This window comes from Propionivibrio dicarboxylicus (genome assembly GCF_900099695.1).
GTDB classification, from domain to species: Bacteria; Pseudomonadota; Gammaproteobacteria; order Burkholderiales; family Rhodocyclaceae; genus Propionivibrio; species Propionivibrio dicarboxylicus.
The window spans coordinates 42996-59765 of sequence record NZ_FNCY01000008.1; the positions used below are offsets into that span (position 1 = coordinate 42996).

Sequence of the window (16770 nt, forward strand, 5' to 3'; positions counted from 1 at the left end):
ATGAACACGAATGCACCGCTGTTAGAACTTAGCCATCTCGACGTAGGCATAGGCGATCGCTGTTTTTGTCGTAACCTCAATCTTGTCCTGAGGCCAGGCGAGTGTTTGGCTATTCTTGGGCGCAATGGCGCGGGGAAGTCGACGTTATTGTCGGTACTGGCTGGTCTGCGTACGCAAAATTCCGGCGATGTGCGAATTGCTGGTAAGACCTACGTTGAGCAAGGGCACCGTCAGGCAGCTCTCGTTCGCGGATGGTTGCCACAAGCTCGCCAAGATGCTTTTGCTGCCACTGTATTGGAAACAGCCATGGTAGGGCGCCATCCGCACCTTGATCGATGGGACTGGGAATCCGAGACGGATGTCAGCATCGTCCGGTCGGCGCTAGTAGCTGTCGACATGGGACACATGGAGCAACGCAACATTCTCACACTGTCGGGAGGGGAGCGACAACGTGTGGCCATTGCCGCACTGCTGGCGCAGCAGCCCCAATTGATGTTGCTTGACGAGCCCATTGCCCACCTCGACTTGAAACATCAAGTGGCCATGCTGAAACTAATTGCGAACGAATCACGCGAGCGCAATGCAGCAGTTGTAATGGTTCTGCACGAACCTGCGCTAGCCCGGCGCTTCTGTGATCGCGCATTGCTGGTCCACGGTGACGGACAGGTTGAAGAAGGCGATATAGCGAGTATGCTGACTGCGGAGAAACTCTCGGCCTTGTTTCAGTATCCGCTGGCAACCACGGAATGTGGCGGGTATGTCGGGTTTATTCCGCAGTAAGGGTTGAAGGACATCGAATCGGTCGGCTGCGCACCAAACCGTGCAGTAATCGGGTTCAGACCAGCACGAAGCCGACGTGATTCGATCTCAAGATAGCATAGTGAATTAGCCTGATTAGACTGCCGGACTTCGCGTTGGGCTCAAGACATTTGCCACTATGCCCATGGCGGCCAAGGACCACACAACGAGTGGCCCTGAAGGCAGGTCGACTTTGGCTGAAATGATCAACCCCAGTGTGTAGGCAATCATCCCGACCCCATACGCCACACAGAGTCGGATACGTGGCAGATAGTTGCGACTGGCCAGCGCGGGGATGATGAGACTCGCAAAAACCAGATAGACGCCGACCAACTGAACCGATGCTGTTACGGCGAAAGCGAAGAGGCCATAGAATCCCAGGCGCCCGAGTTTCTGGCCGCGCCATCGATGGATAGTCAGAATCGCTGCGCTCAAAAGTCCGACTGGGATGAGTTGCTGATAGTTCACCCAGAGAATCTGCCCCGAAAGCAGTTCCTGAAGGTGTTCTCCGCCATGCGGATTATTGGCCACCAGAAGCATGCCGGCACTGGCGGCCAACACAAATAACACGCCGATTAATGCTTCCAGAACCTCCGGCCAACGTTTCTCCGTCCACGTGAGCAGCACAGCGCCGAGCAGCGCTGCCGAAACAGCCGCTGCTTGCGCAATCCAGCCTTCGGGTTCGAAGCCCGCACTATCGGCGGCAATCACACCCAATGTCGCGATCTGTGCAATGGCAAGGTCGATGAACACTATCCCGCGCGACAATACTTGAATGCCCAGCGGCACGTGCGTAGAAAGGACGAGAAGGCCGGCGAGGAAGGCCGGAATCAGAATGGTGAAATCCATCGTATTTACGCTCATTTCGCCAACTCGTGCCTATTTCGTAGCCATCAGCAAACGCTGGATCACATCATCGAAGAAGCCGAACAGATCCTTGGCCTGATCCGAACCGCCTACGGTGAATGGCAGCAATACTGCGGGAATCTTGGCTCGCTCGGCTAGCCATTCCGACCCACGGCTATCGTTATAGGTCGAACGGATGACGGCCCGGGCCGGCTGCCGCTGCAACTGCGCCAGCACCTCGGAAAGATGTCCGCTGGTGGGCTCGACGCCGGGCTTGGGTTCCAGCGTCGCAACTTCCTTCAACCCCAGCCAGTTCTCAAGATAGATGAACGCCTTGTGGTGGACAACGATGTTCAGTCCCCTCAGGGGTGCGGCCTGCCTCTCCCATTCCGCAATAGCTTTCTTCCAGCGGTCGGCGAACGACGCGTATCTGGCCTGATAGACCGTGCTGTTGGCGGCATCTATCTCCGCGAGACGCTTGGCTAGCCCTTCAGCGATCAGGGCGATATTGCGCGGGTCCATCTGAATGTGCGGATTGCCGCCAGGATGAACATCGCCGAGCGAGCGATCGATGCTGGTCGGAACTTCCAGCATGCGCACGAATTTGGCGGCTTCAAAGTAGCCGGGCTGTCCTTCCTGAATTTTCGGGTTGCCTGCCTGCTTGAGGAGAATCGGTAACCAGCCAACTTCCAGTTGCACACCGGTGCAAATCACGAGGTCAGCGTTTCTGGCCCGCGCCAGAAGACTGGGTTTGGCCTGGATATGGTGCGGGTCCTGGAAAGCGTTGGTTGCACTGAACACGGTCACCTTGTCGCCGCCAAGTTCCTGCGCCAGTGCGCCCCATTCCGGTTCACAGGCGAGAATATTAAGGGCCGCGAAGCTTGGAAGGGCAAAGACGGCAAGCAGCAGCGCGGCGGTATTACGAGCGTATCGAATCATGATGAACTCCTAGAATTTGTGAGCGCCGTGCGCGCCAAGACTCATTTGGTATTGCAGGAAGATCTGGTTGTCGGTGATGCCTTCCCGGGATTTGTCCTGCGCGAATTGCAGGCGAATACGCGAGAACTCGCTGGGGTTGTAGTCGAACATCAGCGCATGTGCCGAGGGAGCGTAGTGGGAAGCAAGCAGCGAACTGCTGTTAACGCCGTAGTCGATCGCCCCGGTGCTCAGGCGCTCGGCCCGTAATCCGACACGCCATTTGGGGGCAAATTGATAGACCCCTTGGAGATACCAGCCGGATTGGATGCCCGAATAGTGCCCTGTTGCCGTTCCCAACGATGCGGCATTCGTGTCGTAGGTCAGATCGCCACTTTCCGTGCGGCGGAGGTATTCTCCTTGCAGCTTGAAGTTAGTGACGCTGGCGTTGCCATTCGGTGCCCACTTCCAGACGCCGTCGGCAATCAACAAGCGACTATTGCCGGCAAAACTGTTGGTAACCGACGTACTGGTTGCGTCGAGCTCATCAAATTTCCGATCGCGCGCGGATGTGCCGAGATAAGACAGGCCGGCCCGCCAGCTATGGCTAATTCCGACGTCGCCGCCCAGATGCGCGAATACGGCCGCCGATCCGGCGCCATTTTTGTTACGGTCGGTGCCCGGATAGTTCGCACCGCGCCCGAGTTCGGCGCCGATTTCTATGAAGGTGTCGGTCGGCGCGAGCCAGCGCATCTGCACGCCATCGCTCCCAAACTGCCCGCCGAGGAAGGCGCGATAGGCGAGCGGAGAATCGACGAAATCCCAGGTGTGTGCATGCTGCTCGTTGAGATAGCCGATCCCCGAGTAGTGCCGGCCCGCCTTGAGCGTTAGGCCATAGGGCAATGCCGTCGTCTGGATGAAGGCCTCTTCGGTAGAAACGCTGTTGTCCGGATGGATCGAAAAGAGCATTGCGCCATAGAACAGATGATCGATGTTGGCCGATATGCCCAACTCGCTTTCCGTAAGACTCAAGCCTCGGTTGGCCTTCAGACCATCCAGCGTATCATTCGGCAGATGGAATCCGGTGATGCGATAGGAAGCCGAGTCTTTCGACAGATTGCTGTACTGACCGGACAAGATGAGCGACACATCCGGATTGAAGGCATTGGTGCCAGCGACCGGCGCTGCAACGGGTGCCTGTGGGACAGACTCGGCTACCTTGGCTTCCGTGGTTGATACCTTGGTTTCGGCCTGGGCAAGCCGGTTCTCCAGATCCTGGATTCGTTTTTCGTAGGATTCGCGCATCCGCGCGACTTCCTCGCGCAAGGTTTGCAAATCGTTGTCGGCAGCAATAGCAATCGTCGGCGCAAGCGCCAACGCCGCTAAGAGCGGTTTAGGTAAACGCATGAATCATCTCCAAAGCAATAGACGACCTTCCGGCGTCGCCGAAAGGGAATATCAGTGAGTTAGGCTTTAGAGATTGACGGGGGGAGCACGGGCGCCATAGGGAAGGATCGAGCGAGAAATTACCTGCGTTACCGCCACCTCGCTGTGCGGTCCCGGCATGGCAACCTGACTTGGCGAGGGGGCAATATCCAGAGGCGGCGCCGCAACTATGCCAGCATAGGCTAGACACGACAGGCACTGTTCGTCCGCCCTTTCGTGCTGCCCGGCAGGTTTGCTGTCCGCGTTTTCCTGGACCGAAGCGCTTAAGGCACGTTGCGCATCGGTGCCAATGTGTTCGATCCAGTGTGCGAACGCTGCTCCCTGCGCAAACAGCAGGAAGAACGTGCAAACAAATACGAACAATGGAATCGAACGGCGGCGCATGGAGTGATATTACCCGAACGTGGGGAAACGTGACGGAGCGATCCGTCGCGCTACGACCGCCAAAACGCGGATGTGTTCAATGAAAGACCCCAGCGGATGGATGTCCGTTTTTAAACCGCGACGAGCGATCAACGCCTCGCCTCTTACTGCGGAACCCTCGACGCAAAACGATTCATTCCCATGATTCAACTGGCCTCAGTGTAGAATTTGACAGCCTTCCACATGAGTCTCGCTGCGTTAGCCCATGGATTCTCTTTCTGCTGCTGTTTGCGCCATTCCAAAGCAATATCGTGATCAAGACATCTCGATCCCCAACTGTCTTCAAGCGAATGCCTTTTTGGTCAAAAGCGAGCGCGGAAAATATTGGGAAAAGTCGCTGGTTGTGACGTTTCCAGGACGCCGCCAGACGCTTTCGACCTATGATGGCTTGGTCGATGCGTTAGCAGTCGTCAACCATTCGGCACATCCATGTCTATGGAAAATAGTCGGCCAGGAATTCATGAATAAGGATGGGTGTGGTGGAAAGTCATACGTCGAGCACATTCGCAGAAAGCTGGCCGATGACCTTGGCCTCGAACACACATCCATTACAAAAGTTGCTACCGCAGTCGACGCCGAAAATCTGGCGGTCGTAACCAAAGTTTTTGATCCGATTACTGTCACCGTATTGGTCACCGCGGGTGTCGAGACGAACGCCATCAGAGCCGGCACCGATATGGGCACCTACATCGAAGGGCAAGAACCTCCTGGCACAATCAACATCATCTTGCTGACCAATGCGGTTTTGAGCATCGGCGCGATGGCACGCGCAATGGTCACTGCGACCGAAGCAAAAGCTGCTGCATTACAAGACCTGATGGTTCCAAGTTGCTACACACCCGACGTCCAGGCAACGGGAACGGGTACCGACAGCGTGATTGTCGTATCAGGCAACCACGGCCCTTCTATCGCCTATACCGGAGGGCATAGCCGGATCGGAGGAATGATCGGTCAAGCAGTGCACGAAGGAGTAATAGCAGCACTCGCCAAACACGAGGCATCCGAGAGGGCAAGAACGCTCAGCATTCCAGAAATTGCGTGATTCTGGATTGCAATCGCCTCTCAGACATCCTTATTTAGCAGTCGGCTGCGTCACAAACCCGATCCGCGTCAATCCGGCACGTCGTGCGGCGCTCATCGTTTCGGCAACAGCCTCATAGCGCGTATTCCGGTCGGCCTGCAAGTGCATTTCAACCTTGGCATCCTGAGCTACTGCCATCCGAAATCGCCCTTCCAACTGATCACCAGCAACTCGCTCCACACCCACATAGACCTGGCCTTTGGCATCAATCGCCACTTGCAGGTTGACGGGCTTTTCTGGCGTTGGCGTACTCGCGGCTCTCGGCAGCTCCACCGGCACGGAATGCGTCATCAGCGGTGCCGTAATAATGAAAATAATCAGCAACACGAGCATTACGTCCACCAACGGCGTCATGTTAATTTCTGCCGTTGGCATTTGAGTGCCCGCTGTATTGAATGAGCCGAATGCCATTTATGCCGCCTCCGAGTGTTTTTCATCCCGCAGCGGATGTACCCGCGCAGTATTGGCAACGAACGGCTTGCCCATCGTAAAGAACGCGTGCAAGTCATGAGCAAACGCATCGAGATCGGTCAAGATGACGCGATTGACGCGAGTGAAGGCGTTGTAGGCAAAAACAGCGGGAAGCGCCACGGCAAGGCCGGCAGCGGTCATGATTAGCGCTTCGCCGACAGGCCCTGCAACGCGTTCCAACGCAGCTTGTCCGGAGATGCCGATTGCGACAAGCGCGTGGTAGATTCCCCAGACAGTGCCAAAGAGACCGACAAACGGCGCCGTTGCACCCGTGGTGGCTAACAGCGTCAGTCCACTCTCCATTCCCGCTTGAGCACACGAAAGCTGCTGTCGGAGTGTCCGTTCCATCTGCTCGGCCGGATTGAAGCGAGAAGCGAGATGTCCGCGAGCGGCTTCGCAGTCACTGTTGCAGCTCCCGGCTTGTGTAGCCAATTGGACGTAAGGGCTGTCGCCACTGACATCACGCAACTTCTGTATGCCTTCGGCCAAAGTCGTCGCCGACCAGAACAGTCCCACGGCACGAGACGCCTTACGTAGTTTCCAGTTGTCCAGCACTTTCGCCAAGACCAGATACCAGCTCGCGACCGACATAAGCGCCAGCAGCACGGCCACAGAATGGGAAATCAAATCACCGTTTTCCCAAAGATGCGCGAATCCAAATACATTTTGCATCGCAGTTTCTTGCATGTCATTGCTCCAATCGGAAAGTAATAGGAACCAGCACCCAACTTTCAACCGGGGTGCCACCCCGCTTCGCGGGGACGAATTTCCAGGTGCGCACGGTACGCTGCGCAGATTCATCGAGTCGGAGACTTCCCGACGAGGTCTTGATATCAACCTGATCAGCGGACCCGTCTAATAAGACATGGACTCGGAGAATAGTCTTGCCTTCTTCTCCCAATCGCCGCGACATCGACGGATAGACAGGCGCCGGATTCTTTAAATAGTCAGCATCAAAGCGCGCCTGAACCAACGGTAAGTCACCTGTCATGCTGTTGCCACCGGCGCTGCTTGGCACCGATGGCTTCGCCTCTGCCGCAACCACGGGGGCATGACTTGCTGCCGGCTCGGCACTGGCTGTTGTCTCAAGCACCGGTTGAGGCGCCTTTTGAGGCGGTGTCGATTCCTTCTTCTGCGGAACCGGCGGGGTGACAACCGGCGACGGTTTTACCCGCGATGCCTGGGGCAGCGGCATCGCCTCAATCAAGTCAACGATGAGCGGCGCCTCGACAATTTGCGGCAATGCCGTCTTGGTGAGTATTAACAAGGCAAACAGGCCAATGTGCAACCCAACCACGATGCCGATCAACCCGGTCCGGCGCGTAGCAGACGGACTCGACAGAACGTAGCTCATGGGGACCTCTCAATTACTCTGGCGAACATCATGTTGGTCATCATTCCAATTTCCTAAACACTCAACTGGCACTTCTCAACCGCAGTCTTCTGCGCCGAGCATTGAATCCAAACCCGCATAAGACCAGAGCCGCGAAGCCCGCCAGTGCCCAGTTACGTACTTCTGGCGTCATGTTGCCGAGTAGCCGGGTTTTTTCCTCGACTTCATACCCTTCAACCTTCGACGCGGTTTTCCCCATCGCCTTTGCAGGCTGCTCGCTCGCTGGGGATGTCTCCGGAGTTGCAGGCTTCGTCGAGCTGTCCATTGCTCCCGACACCAATGCGGAATTAGCAGCCGAAAGCGCAGATTGACGTCCAAGGTTGGGGGCCGGCATCGATTCAGCATCCGCCATGGCCCTCCGATCCTGCGCCTCCGCGAGTGCCGTGATTTCTGGGCTACTGCATGTGTTGGCATTGCAGGCAACCCCTGCCTCTGCGATCACTTCACGATTGACTTTGTCCAAGTGGGCTTTGACCTCGGGATCGGCCTTCCAGTAACCCTTGTTGATCGCAACCAGCATTTTGTCGACCAATGCCTGATACGCCAGCAGATTCTTGGCCTCACGGAATTTTTCCTTGATGTTCAGGTTGTTCCGGTCTGTCACGTAGGTTTCGTACATTTCCTGCCACTTCGCACCATCGACAGCCTCCGGTACGGTGACCTGCCACCCCCACAGGTTGTCGGCCACCGTCTTGATATAGCGAGCACCGCCATAGCCTTCCTTCAGCATCGATTTGACCCACTCGGGGTTGGTGTAACGAGTCCGCATCTCGCGGCCCATGTACTTGTCCAGAGTTTCGTGCTTGCCGGCGGAAGGATTCGCCAGGTTCAAGACATAGGTTTCCGGCGTCTGTCCATTGACCTGTCGAATCGCCATTGCCGAACCGCCCATGTAGTCATGGAGATCATCGTTATCGAGCGTTGCAAAGAGGTTGCTGGAACGGGCGATAACGGTTGCTTTGGCGCCTTTGAGTGCCATTTTGAAGATGTTCACCGCCAGGTCCTTGCCTCCGGGGCGGTCTCCCCAATATCCCTGACCAAAAAGATGGCCCAGCCGATTGAAATACACGTCAGCAATTTCACCTTCGTTCTTCCAGGTATTGCTGGCGTCAACCGCACGGGAGACACCGACGCCATAGGCCCCTGGTGGCTCCGTAAAGATGCGAACCGCTGCCATTCTTGCTGCGTCGGCAGAATCCACGCCCTTCGCTTCGAGCGCCTTTTGTGTCGTCCTCACATTTTCCCGGATCGGGTTGTCTTCTTCCTCCAGGTCCTTGACCTTACTTACCGCGTCGTCCAGCAGCAGCATGATGTTCGGCAAGGTGTCGCGATACAGTCCCGACGGTGTAATCGTGATGTCGACACGCGGCCTTCCGAGTTCCTTGCGAGGAATCACTTCAAGCCCCGACACGCGACCGCGCTCGTTCCAAACGGGCTTGACGCCCATAAGCGCAAGGATTTCCGCTTCGGTGACCCCCTCGTGGTTCATCGTCTCGGTGCTCCACAAGGTAAATGCCAGACGATCCGGGTATTGGCCGTGGCGCTTGCGATAATCGGCGACAAATTGCTCTGCGAGCTTTTTCCCTTGCAGCCAGATGCCCGGCGAGGGTAGCCGGGTCGGGTCGAAACCGTAGAGGTTGCGTCCGGTCGGCAACGAATCCGGATTACGAATCGGATCGCCCCCCGGCCCCGCCGCAATATATCGACCGCCCAAACCGGCGGCCAGTGCATTGAGTTCGTCAGCCGCACTGTTCTCCATGAGCACCGACAATTCTTCCTTGCGACGTGCGAGCTCGTCAGGCGTCAATTTTCCGGCCATCGACAACATTGCCTCGGCCGTGGTTAGCCGGAGTGCCTTTTCCGGCGCAACGCCGAATGTGTGCAGACCATAAGGGGCTTGGCTGTTGCTGACCTCCTCGAAATACTCGTCGAGCTTCTCGACATCTTCCTCGTCTTTCACCGCCTTGATCCCGATATCCTTGAGCACGCCGGTCTTGCGAGCTTGCAGGTCGATTTCGACAAGTTTGGCTGCGGCCGTCGATTTGCTCTTTTGCGCTGCCACCTCGTAATCACCGATCAATGCCTTAAGCAGCTTGAGTTCCTGATTCAAGCTGGCCTTGTCAAAGGGCGGCGTCATATAGGAGATGGTGGCCGCCATACCGCGACGCTTGGCTTGCAATCCCTCTCCGATGTCATCGACGACATACGGATAGAACTGCGGGACATCGCCCATCAATGCCTCGCCCGGATCGGCTGGCGTGTAGCCGATTTCCTTACCCGAGAGCCATTCATGCGTACCATGCGTTCCCACGTGCACCATGGCATGCGCCTTGAATCCCTTCTGTAGCCAGAGATAGAACGCTAGGTATTGATGATGCGGTGGCAAGACGACATCGTGGAACATCTTGTCCGGATCGCCTTCCCAACCACGCGTTGGTTGCGGCGCGAAGACGAGATTACCAAAACGCTGCGCGGGAAAGACAAAATAAGGGATTCCCTTCGGGTTTTTCCAGACCATCACTTTCGATTTTTCCGGCTCGCCCCATGCCTTGATCATTGCCGTACGCAGCTTCAACGGCTGATTTTCAAGCCATTGGCGGTATTCGGAGATAGGCAGCAACATCGCATTGCCGCTTCGCACCAGCTTTTCAAGGGCACCGCGTGACCAATTTCCAACATTGGTGCCATGGTTGCGCAACAATTCCAGCATGGCATCTTCGCTGGCTGGACGTCCCTGCGTGCTGTACCCATCGCGTTCCAAACGCGTGAGAATTTGCCAGAGTGAGCGTGGCATCACGTTGAGATACGCTGCCCCCACATTCTCTTTACCCGCAGGATAGTTGTAGTAGATGATCGCGACGCGCTTGTTCGGGTTCAGTTCGTAGCGTAATGCCGTGAACTTTTTGATCCTGTCAGCGAGCCGCTCAATGCGCTCGGCAATCGGTACCTCTGCGATGTATTCCAGACCGCTGTCCCGATCCCGACGTCGCTCCTTGGCCGCCACAACCGTCGGCGCCACAGCCCCCGCGAACTCGGGAAGCGCTACCTGCCACGATCGCTCCGTGTGCGACAGTCCTATGGGGGAGTCTTCCCATTCTTTCTGGCTCAGACTCTGCAACGAGATCGCGTTGACCATCGGCACATCCAGTTGCTTCATCACCGGGATGCTGCGTTCCGGTGTATTCCCAAGCTTTGCGGCCAATCCAACGAGCGCTGCGACGCGCGATTTTCCGTTGTGGTCGATGAAATATTTCTGCGCCGGAATCTCCGACGGGTAGCCGAATGCCGCGATGACGTTGAACCCGCGAGCCTCCAAGGCGGCAAACATACTCGTTAGCAGTTCGGAACGTCCGGACTGTGCTACTGGCCGATGAAACAAGATGCCAACCCAGGGATGGTCGGCAGCGTCCGGCCGACGCTTCACGTAATCGGCCGCATAGTCCTCAAATTTTGAAAATGCCTTGCCATTGACCGGATTCCATAAGCCGCTCATGGGAAATGCAACGACTTCTCCGTACTGTACTGGCAACCCGAAATCGCGTGACAGAACCCGCTTGATCATCGAGGACAGGTTATCGACCCCACCCGCCTGAGAATAAGCCCGCAGGGCATCGTCTTGGACAAATCCGGCCTTTCTCTCGATTTCTTCGAACGAGGAACCGATGGCGTAGGCTTTGGCCCCGCGTGCACTCATTTTCTTGATTGCCGGGGTCACCGCTTCGGCAATCTCTCTGCCCATGTTGTAAATCAACGCAACGTCGGCACCGGAGAGCGTTTTCAGATCGCGCTCCTGAAGTTGCGTGAAGGGTAGGATGTGGAACTTGACCTCTTTCAACGCCAGTTCCTGGCGTAACTGCTTGATTGCCTCCAAGGCCGCTGGCGTCGAAGGATCGCCAGGAATGATCACCATCGAAAGCGGTTTTGCGCAGGCAAAACTAAACAGCGTACAGCCAAGAAAACCCAAGAGTACTCGGCAAAATACGGCGAGCAGGCTGTCTCGCAACGCCGTCTCTCGCCTACGATTATTCGGGGACATAGACGACTCTTCCATCCGGAAGTTTGTAGGCGGTACCCAGACGCTGACCTTTGCCGGATAGCTTCTGGTCAGTGACCTTCGAGACTTTGATTTCCTTGCCCTTCTTGGTGATGATCTCCATATCGCCATTGGCGTTTTTTTTCATCATCGTGACCTCAGACGTTGGATCAAGGAGGTCCATCATGTTGTAGGCCATGAACAGGGCAATCATCATCGACACGATGAAAACAATGCTGGCGTCGAATAGGTTGGCCACCCCTGCTATCGGGTCTTCAAGTGGCTCCCCGCCGAACGAGGAGCGCCTACGCTGAGACAGCAAGCGCATCGTCAGCCCCCTCTTGCAAATGACGCTGTTCGTGTTTCTTGGGATCAATGTGCGCAATGACTAATTCTGCCGCATGCGCCATTTCGCGTACGTCCTCGCGAGCCCATCGTTCGCGCACGAGGGCAATCAGGTAAGCGAGCACCCCAGCTCCAAGACCCGCGACGGTTGCGGTGAAGGCGGTCACCATGCTGCCAGCCATCTTGGGGATATTCCCTTCAGCGAGTGCCGCGAGGGAAATTCCCATCGGTATGAGTGTCCCCATCAGACCGAGTGCCGGACCGACCTTGATGACAAAACGCACCCGGTCGAGACTACGGGAGAGACCCAATTCGGTTGCCTGCAACAGACGTTCGACCTCAATTTCCAGTCGCTGTGGCGACATCTTGCACTCATAGCGAAGGCGATCAAGCGCCAAGCCAAACATCTCACGATCATCAAAACGATGCCGCCATCTTTGCCATCCCTCGAACAGTGTCATCCCGAGTTGAAGCGGGGTGTAACACACGAGGAATGCGCAGCCCGCGATAACGGGAAAGTAAAGGGCGGTTGCGACTTCGTACAACAACTGTTCGATCAGATGAACACTATCCATAGCTACCTCTTTCAAGAGAGGGAGGCACCGAGACGACTCCCGGCGCCTTCTCTGCACGTTTCCATCGAACGGTCACCCATTCGACGACCAGACATCACTTGTAGTCGTAACGAATACCGGCGTAGAAATTCCGACCTTGTCCTGGATAGTTCCAGTACATCTCGTTCTTGCCATCGAACAAGTTGTTGATCTCGGCGCGCAAGGTCAGCGTTCCGTTGCTATTGCTGAGTTCGACCAATTCTTTTTCGAGACTCAGGTTAGCCACAGTACCGGAGGGCCGCTGGATGTACGGACTGCCTGTCTTGCTGTAGTCCTTTGTCAGGACCGTGCCATAGGTGTTGGCACTCAGGCGGCTCTTCAGTTTGTATCCCGGATTGGCATAATCCACCCCGTAGCTGAACATCCATTCCGGCGTGTTGGCCAAAATATCGGTCGTGCTGCCGTTGTACTGGTAGAACTGGCTTGAATCAGTCGTCTTGCGCGTGCCCAGCCAGGTAAAGCTACCGAACGGTGTCAGACTCCAACTCTTCCCAAGAGCTTTCCCTAGGTCATAGCGCAAACTGCCTTCCATACCCGCCAATGTCGCTGCCTTGATGTTCTGCCATTGGTAGGACAGGGGCATTCCCGTCACTGCCATGCCAACGATTTTGTTTTCATAACTGGAGTGGAAATACGTCAAACTGGCCGCCATGGATTTCCAATCAAAATCGGCGCCTATTTCCCAGGTCTTGCCCTTTTCCGGTTGCAGATTCGGATTCGCGTTGTAATAGGGAGAACTGCCGCCGACCTGACGCGGGGAAGGCATCTTGAAGCCTTCGGCGTAGTTGGTACGCAGCTTCAATCCTTCGACCGGCAACCAGGCCACTCCGTAAGATCCGCCGAAGTGGCTATCCGTGTAGTCAGTCCCGCTTACCGACGTATTCGTGTATTTGTCATAACGGCCACCAACGGAGAAGATCAACCGCTCATCAAGCAAGCGGAGTTTGCTGGAGAAATACGCGCCGTGATCCGCCATCGTCGGCTTCGCCGGCGCATTGCTCGCATAGTTGTGATACTCCAGCGAATCGATACCGACCGAGAGCGACCACAAGGAGCCGTTGTAACCGGCCTGGCCGTTCAACATCTGCGTTTCGATAAAATTCGTATACGGCGGGGTGGAGGTCTTGTATTGATTGTCTTCACGTCCGGTGGTGTAGCTCGCTGACCAGTCATAGACTTTGTCATCGGTGCTTCCGGTGTAGCTCAGCGTGGTGTTTTCGGACATCTTCCGATAGGAATTGTAGGTCGAAGAGGGGGTGTTGCTGCCGGCGGAACGGATATAGCCCGTCGGCAAATTCGACGCGACGTCTCCTTGGTAATAGTTGAGTCCGACACGGTGATTCTTTGCGATGGTATAGCCCAAATCCAGGGTTCCCATCGTGTTGTGGTCTGTGTCGGTGTGATACCACTTCCCGAATTCAGACGTTGAAATATCGTTGCGCGTGAAGTTGGTAAGTCCGAGGGCGAAGTCGAAGTTACCAACGGCGCCACCCGCGGCCATCTTTTCCCGGACCAAGCCGTTGCTTCCGGCACCGAGTTCGATGGATGCGTAGGGCTTGTTTGCCGTGCCCTGTTTTGTGATGACGTTAATGACGCCACCCAGAGCAGACGAACCATATTGCACAGCAGACGGTCCGCGAATGATCTCGACCCGTTCAACGTTGGCCAAGCCCATGAAGCCAAGGTTGGCGCTGCCAACGCGGCGTCCGTTGATGAGCATGAGCACCGTATTCTCTGGCTCATTCATCATCGTTAGGGAGCCATAACCGCGCATTTGCACACCGCTGGAATCGCCTGTCGTCACAACCATCAACCCTTGCTGAGTCATGAGATCGGCAAGCGTCGATGCGGTAGATGCCTTGATGTCCGCCTCGTTGATGATCGTGACGTTGCTGCTCAGTTCTCGCTTCGCTTCTTGCGTACGATTTGCGGTGACGACCATTTCACGCATGCCGGCATCCTCGGCAACAACGGCTCCGGAAAACGTCAATGCAGCGGGAATGGCCGCAAAAATAATTCTCTTGCTCATGTTTTTGTTGGCTCCTGTGTTGAATTCGAAAAAATGCTTTGCAGATACGTGACCTTTAGTCCGTTATCTCTGAGAAACCTTGTTTGCCGTCCCAATCGACATAGAACAAACGTGATCGGGCGGAGCTGAAGGAGAAAAGGCGTTTGCCCTCAACAGAGACAGCACTCTGTCCCTGAGAAAAATCGAGTTCAGGTTCTTTCCCGGTACGATTGACGGCAATCAATGGCAGGCCGGTTTCACGCGAGCGCGTTTCCCAATAATTCTTGGGGCCAAGTTCTCCCGCCGGAGGCCAGTTCGCCGGCGACAACAGAATGGCAGCGCCTTGCTCGCGATATTGCGCAGCAAGACCCGGTTTGTACGCATCAGCGCAGATCAACACGCCCACAGGGATGCCATCGACGGACATAGGCTTGCTCTGGGCGCCCGGGGTAGACCAGGCTTCCGCCGACCCATGGACGGCCTGTTTGCGATACGTCCCCTGAATCGTGCCTTGGCGATCAATGACGACGACGCTGTTGTACAACTTGGCGGTTTTTGGATCTCTCTCGGCGAAACCGACAAATAATGCGATTCGATTGTCGCGGGCAATTGCTGCCAACGTGGAAACCCAAGTACCGGGAAATGGTTCGATCCAGTCGGTACCAATTCGTTTGAAAAAGTAATACCCCGTCTCTGCCAGTTCCGGGGTGATGACCCAGTCCGCTCCGTGGGCTACGGCTTCCTGAACCCCCTCTTCAATTCGCCTGCGATTCCCGGCGACATCTCCAGGAACGGCCTCCATATGCAACAACCCAAGGCGAATCGTATTCGGCGTTTTCGTAATCGCCGCTTTATCCCCCGCAAACCGCTTTGTGCCGGGCAGGAAAAATCCATTTTGCTTTCCCAGGGACTCAACCACAGCCTCGTAGGTTGCTTTGCCGATAAGTTCGCCAAGTCGACTGTGCCCGCCTGCGTAGGTGGCTTTCGGCCCCGTCGAACCGGAAACGATGATCACGCTGTCGGTGCCTGTTCCGGTGGCTTGCACTGCTGGGCTATAAGTGCTCGGTATCTTGAGATCTTCGAGCGCCGCCGTCTTGCCTTCAGTCACGGTCACGATCGCACGGGCCATCGCACCGTCGGTCAAGCGTGCGTTCGTCAGCACCATGATGTTGATCGTGCCATGCGGCTTTGAATCGGCCTCCTGCCCTTCGATGTAAGAACTCTCGTCGATACCCGTCCGTATGGCATTACTTTTCGCTCCGGCCGTAGCCAGGACGGTGACCGTCAACGGGCCGAACTCCTTGGTCACCACCGCAAGGTTGTCCATGTCGGCGGCCGTCGCCATCTTGGCGATCTCTGATTTGTCGAGCTTCAACGAATCAGCCAGTTTCTGGTGAATGTGTTCGAGATAAACCTTGCCGCCGCTTCCGTTCTGGTTCAAGAACTCTTTGCTCACCTTGATCCAGAGCAACGGATGCGCCGAGTGATTGACGGCTGCGCGTGCTTCAACGATCCCGTCGAATGTCGATAACGAACGGCGGCGTTCGGGAAACGAAACGACGAGCGACTTTTCCCAATATCCGTCTCGCTCTGCGCGAATCACTTGCGCTTGAGCCTGAAGATTGGCCGGCATTGTGATATCCGAAGCTGATGCCGTTGTCGACATCGCTAACGACAACGGGACTAGCAAAAAACCGAGCAGCGAAACTGCCTTCCTCGCAAAAGGGAAAAGGGTGTCGCCTCGACCACGTTGGCTGTCATGTCGAGTGAAAGGGCTCCGCTGGTTCCGGCGACATTGATCGGCGGTACAGAAAGGACGGCTTTCCAGGTCCTGTCCCATACCAAAAGAAACTGAATCGTCTGTGGTGTGGCGCAAGCAGCCAGCGAGCAACTCCACGAATCGTGAAATTGCCGAAGAACGTAGCCACCTATCGATACCAACCTGTCGATGATGCATGATCAAACACTCCTGTTTGACCTGCTGAGAGGCTGGCGGAAAGGAGAGTGGGAAGGCGCGAAACCTCTGTTCCCGAATTCTCCGACCGCCCTCCGCACCCCACAGAAGGTCAATCAATCTGTCACCCTGGGCGAGTGACACAAACAACAGGCCGGTTTACGGGCTCGCAAGTTGTTCTCTCGAACGGATGTTTCGCCTTCCCAGGAGGCCCGCAGCGACGTTTCCGACACCACGTAACGTTCCCAGTGACTGATTGCCCATCGAGCAATCCTGAAACACCTACACTCACTTACCGTTGCGGGGGCAGCCGAGGCTTGGCGGTCAACAACCACGTACCTCGTTCCCGTTTAACGCTCCACCTTCACAGCAGAGACGCACCTGTTGCAACGACTTAACTCTATAACCGGGACTGACCGAACAGGAGCAGCCCCGTAAAACTC

At 56.1% G+C, this 16770-nt stretch carries 14 protein-coding genes and 1 riboswitch; of the genes, 2 read left to right on the forward strand and 12 right to left on the reverse strand.

Annotated features, from left to right (window positions below; all coding sequences use genetic code 11):
• Window positions 1–780, forward strand: a complete 780-nt coding sequence (locus tag BLR25_RS10715; RefSeq protein ID WP_091937429.1) for an ABC transporter ATP-binding protein — start codon at window positions 1–3, stop codon at window positions 778–780.
• 114 nt (window positions 781–894) lie between these two features.
• Here BLR25_RS10715 and BLR25_RS10720 read toward each other — a convergent pair whose 3' ends face one another.
• The 4 genes from BLR25_RS10720 to BLR25_RS10735 form a co-directional block, all read right to left on the reverse strand.
• Window positions 895–1647 (reverse strand): metal ABC transporter permease, encoded by a 753-nt coding sequence (locus BLR25_RS10720; protein WP_245715529.1) that lies wholly within the window; start codon window positions 1645–1647, stop codon window positions 895–897.
• Between the two features lie 30 nt (window positions 1648–1677).
• Window positions 1678–2583 carry a metal ABC transporter substrate-binding protein gene (locus BLR25_RS10725; RefSeq protein WP_091937433.1) on the reverse strand — a complete coding sequence of 302 codons (906 nt, stop codon included), beginning with the start codon at window positions 2581–2583 and terminating at the stop codon, window positions 1678–1680.
• A 9-nt stretch (window positions 2584–2592) separates the two neighbouring features.
• Window positions 2593–3966 (reverse strand): TonB-dependent receptor, encoded by a 1374-nt coding sequence (locus BLR25_RS10730; protein WP_091937435.1) that lies wholly within the window; start codon window positions 3964–3966, stop codon window positions 2593–2595.
• Between the two features lie 66 nt (window positions 3967–4032).
• Window positions 4033–4389 carry a hypothetical protein gene (locus BLR25_RS10735; RefSeq protein ID WP_091937437.1) on the reverse strand — a complete coding sequence of 119 codons (357 nt, stop codon included), beginning with the start codon at window positions 4387–4389 and terminating at the stop codon, window positions 4033–4035.
• Window positions 4390–4633: 244 nt separating this feature from the next.
• Between BLR25_RS10735 and BLR25_RS10740 the strand changes: the two genes are divergently transcribed.
• Window positions 4634–5470, forward strand: a complete 837-nt coding sequence (locus BLR25_RS10740; protein WP_091937439.1) for an adenosylcobinamide amidohydrolase — start codon at window positions 4634–4636, stop codon at window positions 5468–5470.
• A gap of 30 nt (window positions 5471–5500) precedes the next feature.
• Here the strand turns inward: BLR25_RS10740 and BLR25_RS10745 are convergent, their stop codons facing one another.
• The 8 genes from BLR25_RS10745 to BLR25_RS10780 all read right to left on the reverse strand — a co-directional run bounded on the left by BLR25_RS10745 (window position 5501) and on the right by BLR25_RS10780 (window position 16006).
• Window positions 5501–5920: an ExbD/TolR family protein gene (locus BLR25_RS10745; protein ID WP_091937441.1), complete on the reverse strand. Its 420-nt coding sequence runs from the start codon at window positions 5918–5920 to the stop codon at window positions 5501–5503.
• A complete protein-coding gene (locus BLR25_RS21765; RefSeq protein ID WP_091937443.1) occupies window positions 5921–6667 on the reverse strand; it encodes a MotA/TolQ/ExbB proton channel family protein in 747 nt (248 codons plus the stop codon). It abuts the gene before it with no gap.
• 1 nt (window position 6668) lies between these two features.
• Window positions 6669–7334 carry an energy transducer TonB gene (locus tag BLR25_RS21655; RefSeq protein WP_091937445.1) on the reverse strand — a complete coding sequence of 222 codons (666 nt, stop codon included), beginning with the start codon at window positions 7332–7334 and terminating at the stop codon, window positions 6669–6671.
• 61 nt (window positions 7335–7395) lie between these two features.
• On the reverse strand, window positions 7396–11409 hold the full coding sequence (locus BLR25_RS10760) for a cobaltochelatase subunit CobN (RefSeq protein WP_091937447.1): 4014 nt from the start codon (window positions 11407–11409) through the stop codon (window positions 7396–7398).
• On the reverse strand, window positions 11396–11734 hold the full coding sequence (locus BLR25_RS10765) for a DUF2149 domain-containing protein (protein ID WP_091937449.1): 339 nt from the start codon (window positions 11732–11734) through the stop codon (window positions 11396–11398). Before BLR25_RS10765 ends, BLR25_RS10760 begins: the two co-directional genes overlap by 14 nt.
• The gene (locus BLR25_RS10770; protein WP_091937451.1) at window positions 11712–12326 is read right to left on the reverse strand and encodes a MotA/TolQ/ExbB proton channel family protein; all 615 of its coding nucleotides are present in this window, start codon (window positions 12324–12326) and stop codon (window positions 11712–11714) included. The genes BLR25_RS10765 and BLR25_RS10770 overlap by 23 nt, the downstream gene beginning before the upstream one ends.
• Window positions 12327–12420: 94 nt before the next feature.
• Window positions 12421–14394, reverse strand: a complete 1974-nt coding sequence (locus BLR25_RS10775; RefSeq protein ID WP_091937452.1) for a TonB-dependent receptor plug domain-containing protein — start codon at window positions 14392–14394, stop codon at window positions 12421–12423.
• Between the two features lie 55 nt (window positions 14395–14449).
• On the reverse strand, window positions 14450–16006 hold the full coding sequence (locus BLR25_RS10780) for an adenosylcobinamide amidohydrolase (RefSeq protein WP_218122703.1): 1557 nt from the start codon (window positions 16004–16006) through the stop codon (window positions 14450–14452).
• 456 nt (window positions 16007–16462) lie between these two features.
• Window positions 16463–16727: riboswitch (cobalamin riboswitch) on the reverse strand.
• Window positions 16728–16770 lie beyond the last annotated feature (43 nt).